The 5,824-nt window shown below is 70.9% G+C and carries 5 protein-coding genes; all 5 read right to left on the bottom strand.

Annotation, left to right across the window (positions count from 1 at the left end):
• A partial coding sequence (locus HMPREF0591_RS00995) for a pyridoxal phosphate-dependent aminotransferase (RefSeq protein ID WP_007166513.1) occupies positions 1-1,154 on the bottom strand: 1,154 nt, incomplete at its 3' end.
• Positions 1,151-2,101, bottom strand: coding sequence for an acyl-CoA dehydrogenase IpdE2 (ipdE2, locus tag HMPREF0591_RS00990; RefSeq protein ID WP_007166512.1), 951 nt, complete (start codon positions 2,099-2,101; stop codon positions 1,151-1,153). The genes ipdE2 and HMPREF0591_RS00995, both read right to left, overlap by 4 nt.
• Entirely contained in the window at positions 2,098-3,045 is a 948-nt protein-coding gene (locus HMPREF0591_RS00985; protein WP_007166511.1) for an acyl-CoA dehydrogenase family protein, read from the bottom strand. The genes ipdE2 and HMPREF0591_RS00985 overlap by 4 nt, the downstream gene beginning before the upstream one ends.
• Positions 3,042-4,199 (bottom strand): acyl-CoA dehydrogenase family protein, encoded by a 1,158-nt coding sequence (locus HMPREF0591_RS00980; RefSeq protein WP_007166510.1) that lies wholly within the window; start codon positions 4,197-4,199, stop codon positions 3,042-3,044. The genes HMPREF0591_RS00985 and HMPREF0591_RS00980 overlap by 4 nt, the downstream gene beginning before the upstream one ends.
• A gap of 1 nt (position 4,200) precedes the next feature.
• Positions 4,201-5,736 (bottom strand): 3-((3aS,4S,7aS)-7a-methyl-1,5-dioxo-octahydro-1H-inden-4-yl)propanoate--CoA ligase FadD3, encoded by a 1,536-nt coding sequence (gene fadD3 / locus HMPREF0591_RS00975; protein WP_007166509.1) that lies wholly within the window; start codon positions 5,734-5,736, stop codon positions 4,201-4,203.
• Positions 5,737-5,824: the final 88 nt, after the last annotated feature.

Below are 5,824 nucleotides of genomic sequence, written 5' to 3'. Positions count from 1 at the left end.
AGCCAGGGGCCGATCCGTCGCAGCGCCTCTTCGATGTCGGCCGTCGGCCCGGCGAACGACAGCCGGACGAACGAGTCGCCGTGGGCAGTGTCGAAATCGATGCCCGGCGCGATGGCAACGCCGGTGTCCGCCAACAGCTTCGAGCAGAACGCCCGCGAGTCGTCGGTGCGCTCCGAGACGTCGGCGTAGACGTAGAACGCGCCGTCGGTGGGGGCCAACCGGTTGATCCCGATCCGGCGCAGGCCATCCAGCAGCAGCGCGCGGTTGGTCGAGTAGTGGTGCAGGTTGCCGTCGGCCTCGGCGATCGCCTCGGGGGAGAAGGCCGCCACGGCGGCGAGCTGGGAGAGCGCCGGCGGGCAGATGGTGAAGTTGCCGGTCAGGCGGTCCACCGCGCGCAGCAGCGCCGGCGGCACCAGCATCCAGCCCAGCCGCCAGCCCGTCATCGCCCAGTACTTCGAAAAGCTGTTGACCACCACGGCGTCCCGCGACGTCTGCCAGGCACAGCTGGTCTGCGGCGCCCCGTCGTAGACCAGGCCGTGGTAGACCTCGTCACTGACCAACCGCACCCCGGACGCCTCGCACCACGACGCGATCGCGGCCAGCTCGGACGGCGCGATCACCGTCCCGGTGGGATTGGCCGGGCTGGCGACGATCACGCCTTGGACCGGCGGGTCGAGCGCGGCGAGCATCTGCACGGTGGGCTGGAAGCGGGTGTCCGGCCCGCACGGGATCTCGACCACCTCACATCCCAACGCGGACAGAATGTTTCGATAGCACGGATAGCCGGGGCTGGCCAGCGCCACCCGGTCGCCCGCGTCGAAGCACGCCAGGAACGCGAGCAGGAAGCCGCCGGAGGAACCCGTCGTGACCACCACCTCGTCGGGCTCGACCCGAAGCCCGTGCTGGCGTTGGTAATCCGCCGCTATCGCCGCGCGCAGCTCGGGCGTGCCCAGCGTCACGGTGTAACCCAACTCGTTGAGGTGCAGGGCCGAAGCCGCCGCCGCCCGCACCGGCTCCGGCGCTCCCACGCTGGGCTGGCCCGCCGACAGGTTCACCAGGTCGCCATGGCTGCGCTGGCGCTCGGCGGCGACCAGCCACACGTCCATCACATAGAACGGCGGGATGGCGGCGCGCCGCGCGACGTGGTCGTTCACGACGGTTCGAGCACCTCGGCTTCCAGTCGCGCGAGCAGTTGTTGCGGGGTGCCGAGCAGATGGGCGCTGCCGTGGGCGCGTTTGAAGTACAGGTGCATGTCGTGTTCCCAGGTGATCGCGATCCCACCGTGCAGCTGGATGCCCTCGGCGGCCGCGGCGCACAGCGCCTCGGTGGCGGCCAGGCGCGCGGTGGCGGCGTTGGTCGGGCCGGGGGCGTCGCACGCCTCGGCCACGACCGCCTTCGCCGCGGCGATCGTGACGTACAGGTCGGCCATCCGGTGTTTGAGCGCCTGGAAGCTGCCGATCGGCCGGCCGAATTGCACTCTGTTCTTGGTGTATTCGACGGTCAGCTCGAGGCAGCGTTCGGCGGCGCCGATCTGCTCGGCGGTCAGCAGGATGGCCGCGGCGTCGACGATGCCGGGGTCGGCGCCGATCTCCTCGGTCCCCGCCGGCGTCACCCGTGCGAGCCGCCGGGTCGGGTCCATGGTGACGACGGGCTGCGCGCTGACGCGGGTCCACCTGCTCAGCCGGCCGTCCGCGGCGGCGACCACCACGTCGGCGATGTCGCCGTTGACCACGTAGTCGGGGTCGAGCACCAGCGCACCGATCGACGCGCCCTCGGCGAGCTTCTCCAGCGTCTCGGCGTCGGGCTCGGGCGCGGCCAGCAGGGCCAGCTCGGCCAGGGTGGTGCCCAGCAGCGGGGAGGGCACCAGGCCGCGGCCGAGTTCTTGCAAAACCGTTGCCGCGTCGGCCAGTTCGCCGCCGGCGCCGCCCAGCTCCTCGGGGACGACCAGCGCGGCGGCGCCCACCTGCTCGCACAGCAGCCGCCACAACGATTCGTCGTAGCCGCGGTCGGATTCCATCGCCGCGCGCACCGCCGCCGGGTTGGCGTGCTTGGCCACCAGGGCCGCCACGGTCTCGCGCAGCATCTCCCGTTCGTCAGTCACGACAGCGCCTCCAGCACTCGGCGTCGATGTGCCTCGGGCGTACCCCAGGCCGAACGCAACGCCTGCACCCGCAGCAACCACAGGGACAGGTCGTGTTCCTGGGTGAACCCGATTGCGCCGTGGGTCTGCAGCGCCGACCGCGCCGCGAGCAAGCCGGCCTCGGACGCCGCCGCCTTGGCCGCGCTGACGTCGCGGGCGTCCAGTGACAGGGCCGCGCCGTAGAGCAGCGGGCGGGCCAGCTCGATCGCGATGTGCACGTCGGCGAGCTTGTGCTTGATCGCCTGGTACGAACCGATCACCCGGCCGAATTGTGACCGCTGCTTGGCGTATTCGACGGTGTCGCGCAGCAGCGCCTCGGCCGCGCCCACCAGCTGCGCGGCGGTGGCCAGCGCCCCGAATTCGTAGGCGCGCTCGCGATCCGCCTGCCAGGCCTGGCCGGTCGCGGTCACGTCGTACAGGGGCCGGCTGGGGTCGACGGACTCGTGCCAGTCACGCGGGGCCGCCTCGCTCACGCCCTCGTCGGTGACCAGCAGCACCACCCCGGCCGTCTCGGCGTCCACCGCGCGCGGCGCCTGCGGCGGCATTGCGACGGTGGCGATCAGCTCACCGGAGGCCAGCGCGGCGCAGCGGTCGGCCTGAGCGTCAGAGGCCAGCAAAACCGGCGCCACGGCGATGGATTCGGCCACCGGCCCGGGCACGCACCAGCGCCCCAGGCGTTCGAGTGCGACCACCAGGTCGATGGGATCCGCCCCGATACCGTCGAACTTCTCGGGCACCGCCAAAGCGGTGACGCCGAGGTCGGCCAGCTGGCCCCACACCTTGCGGCCGGGCGCGGTGTCGCCCGCGGACCAGGCGCGGATCACGCCGGGCAGGTCGGCTGCGCTCAGGGCGGCGTCGATGCTGGCCGCGAAGTCGCGCTGCTGTTCGTCTAGCGCAAATTTCACTTCTTGCCCCCGGACTTCTGCGCTGATGGTTCGCGGGGCAGCCCCAGCAGCCGTTCCGAGATGATGTTGCGCTGAATCTCGTTGGTACCCGCGTAGATCGGGCCGCCCAGCGCGAACAGCAGGCCATCGGTCCAGTTGCCGGCGAGCTCGCCGTCGGCGGCGAGGACGTCGAGCGCGGTCTGGTGCAACTCGACGTCGAGGTCGGACCAGAACACCTTGGTCACCGAGGATTCGGCGCCCAGCTCACCGCCCTCGGCCAGCCGGGTCACCGTGCCGAAGGTCTGCAGCCGGTAGGCCTGCGCCTTGATCCAGCCGTCGGCGACGCGGTCGGCGAACGCCGGGGGCGAGCCGCTGTCCTTCCACAGTTGCACCAGGCGCTCGGCGGTCGCCAGGAAGCGGGCCGGGCTGCGCAGCGACATCCCGCGCTCGTTGCTCGACGTGCTCATGGCCGCCCGCCAGCCCTGGTTCGGGGTGCCGATGACGTCCTCGTCGGGGACGAACACGTCGTCGAGGAAGATCTCGCCGAAACCGGTGTCGCCGCCCAGTTGGACGATGGGCCGCACGGTGACGCCCTTGGCCTTCAGGTCGAACATGAAGTACGTCAGGCCGTTGTGCCGCTCGGCTTGCGGGTCCGACCGGAACAGCCCGAACCCCATCTCGGCGAACGGCGCCCGCGAGCTCCAGATCTTCTGCCCGTTGAGCAGCCAGCCGCCCTCGGTCTTGGTCGCGGTGGATCGCAGCGACGCCAGGTCGCTGCCGGACTCGGGCTCCGACCACGCCTGCGCCCAAATCTGTTCGCCGCTGGCCATTTTCGGCAGTATGCGGTCCAGCTGCTCGGGGGTCCCGTGCGCGAACAGCGTCGGCGCCAGCATCGAGGTGCCGTTGGCGCTGGCCCGGCCCGGGGCGCCGGCGCGGAAGTACTCCTCCTCGAACACCACCCAGTGCAGCAGCGGTGCGTCGCGGCCCCCGTACTTCTGCGGCCACGTGATCACCGACAGCCCGGCGTCGAACAGCACGCGGTCCCAGTGCCGGTGCTGGGCGAAGCCCTCGGCGTTGTCGTAGGACTTCGTCGGGATCGATTCGGCGTTGGCCGACAAGAAGTCCCGCACCTCGGCCCGGAATGCCCGGGTCTCGTCGTCTAGTTCCAGATCCAATTCAGGTCCACTCTCGCAGTTGTGGCTTGACCACCTTGCCGCCCGGATTGCGCGGCAACGCGTCGACGAACCGCACCGACCGCGGTGCCTTGAAGTTCGCCAGATGTTCACGGGTATAAGCGATCACGGACTGCTCGTCCAGGTCGGCGCCGGGCCGGGTGACCACGAACGCCCGGCCCACCTCGCCGAGGCGCTCGTCGGGGACGCCGATCACCGCGGCGTCGGCGATCCCCGGCATCCGGGCCAGCACCTGCTCGACCTCGGCGGGGTAGACGTTGAAGCCGCCGCAGATGTACATGTCCTTGAGCCGGTCGGTGATGCGCAGGTTGCCTGCCGCGTCGACGGCGCCGATGTCGCCCGTGTGCAGCCAGCCGTCGGCGTCGATGGCGGCCGCGGTGGCGGCCGGGTCGTCGAGGTAGCCCAGCATCACGTTCGGCCCGCGCAGCAGCACCTCACCCGCCGCTCCGGAATCACTTGCGTCGATCCGCAATTCGAAGTCGGCGAACGGGCGACCGCAGGTGGTGGCCACGGTGACCGCGTCGTCGTCGGCGCGGCACATGGTGCCCATGCCGTTGGCCTCGGTCAGCCCGTAGGCGGTCAGCACGATGTCGATGTCGAGCTCGGATTGCATCCGCTCGACCAGCACGACGGGCACGGTGGCCGCCCCGGTCACCGCGAACCGCAGCGTGCTGAGGTCGTAGTCCTTGCGCTGGGGATGGTCCAGCAGGGTCTGGTAGATGGTGGGCGGTCCGGGCAACACGGTGATGCGGTGTCGCTCGATCGCCTGCAGGGCCCGCAGCGGGTCGAAGGTCAGGTGGGGGATCAGCGTCGCGCCGGTCTGCAGGCAGGCCAGGATGCCGGCCTTGTAGCCGAAGTTGTGGAAGAACGGGTTGATGCACAGGTAGCGGTCGTCGCTGGTGATCTTGCCGTTGGCGGCCCACGACGCCGAGGCAGACAGCGACTGCCGGTGCGCGCAGAGCACGCCTTTGCTGCGGCCGGTGGTGCCGGAGGTGAACAGGATGTCGCTGACATCGTCCGGGGCGACCGCGGCGGCGCGGGCGGCGACCGCCTCGAGGTCGGTGCCGTGCGCGATGAATTCGTCCCAGGTTCCGTCGTCGGCGTCGACGGGGATGCGCACGATGTGCCGCAGCGCGGGCAGGGCATCCCGCTTCAAGTCGGCGACGCGGTCGTGGCCCAGGAACGTGCCCATCCCGAACAGCACCGGCGCACCGGTGCGGGCCAGGATGTCACCGGCCTCCTCGGCGGTATAGCGGGTGTTCAGGGGGACCATCGCCGCGCCGGCGTGGTGAATCGCCAGGCAGGCGACCACCCAGTGCCAGGTGTTCGGCGACCAGACCGCCACCCGGTCCCCGGCGGCGACGCCGAGGCCGATCAGCGCGGCCGCCGCCCGGTGCACCTCGTCGCGCAGGGTGGCCGAGGTGAACGACCGGTCGTCGGTGATCAACGCGTCGTGGCCGGGCAGTTGCTGCGCCAACCGATCGAGCGCCGCGGGCACGGTGCGCGGATCGTGGGTCATCAGCGACGCTCCTACCTGAATTGCTCGGTTCCTCCGGCGCGCATCGTCACCGAGCTGACAAAGCAAGTGCTTGGTAGGTTAGCCTACA

The organism is Mycobacterium parascrofulaceum ATCC BAA-614 (assembly GCF_000164135.1).
Lineage (GTDB): Bacteria > Actinomycetota > Actinomycetes > Mycobacteriales > Mycobacteriaceae > Mycobacterium > Mycobacterium parascrofulaceum.
The sequence above is the reverse complement of the archived record's forward strand: the minus strand, read 5'-3'. Positions and strand labels throughout refer to the sequence as shown.

Coding starts and splice junctions, on each gene's coding strand:
- fadD3 (WP_007166509.1), bottom strand. CDS start 5,736: ATGACCCACGATCCGCGCACCGTGCCCGCGGCGCTCGATCGGTTGGCG.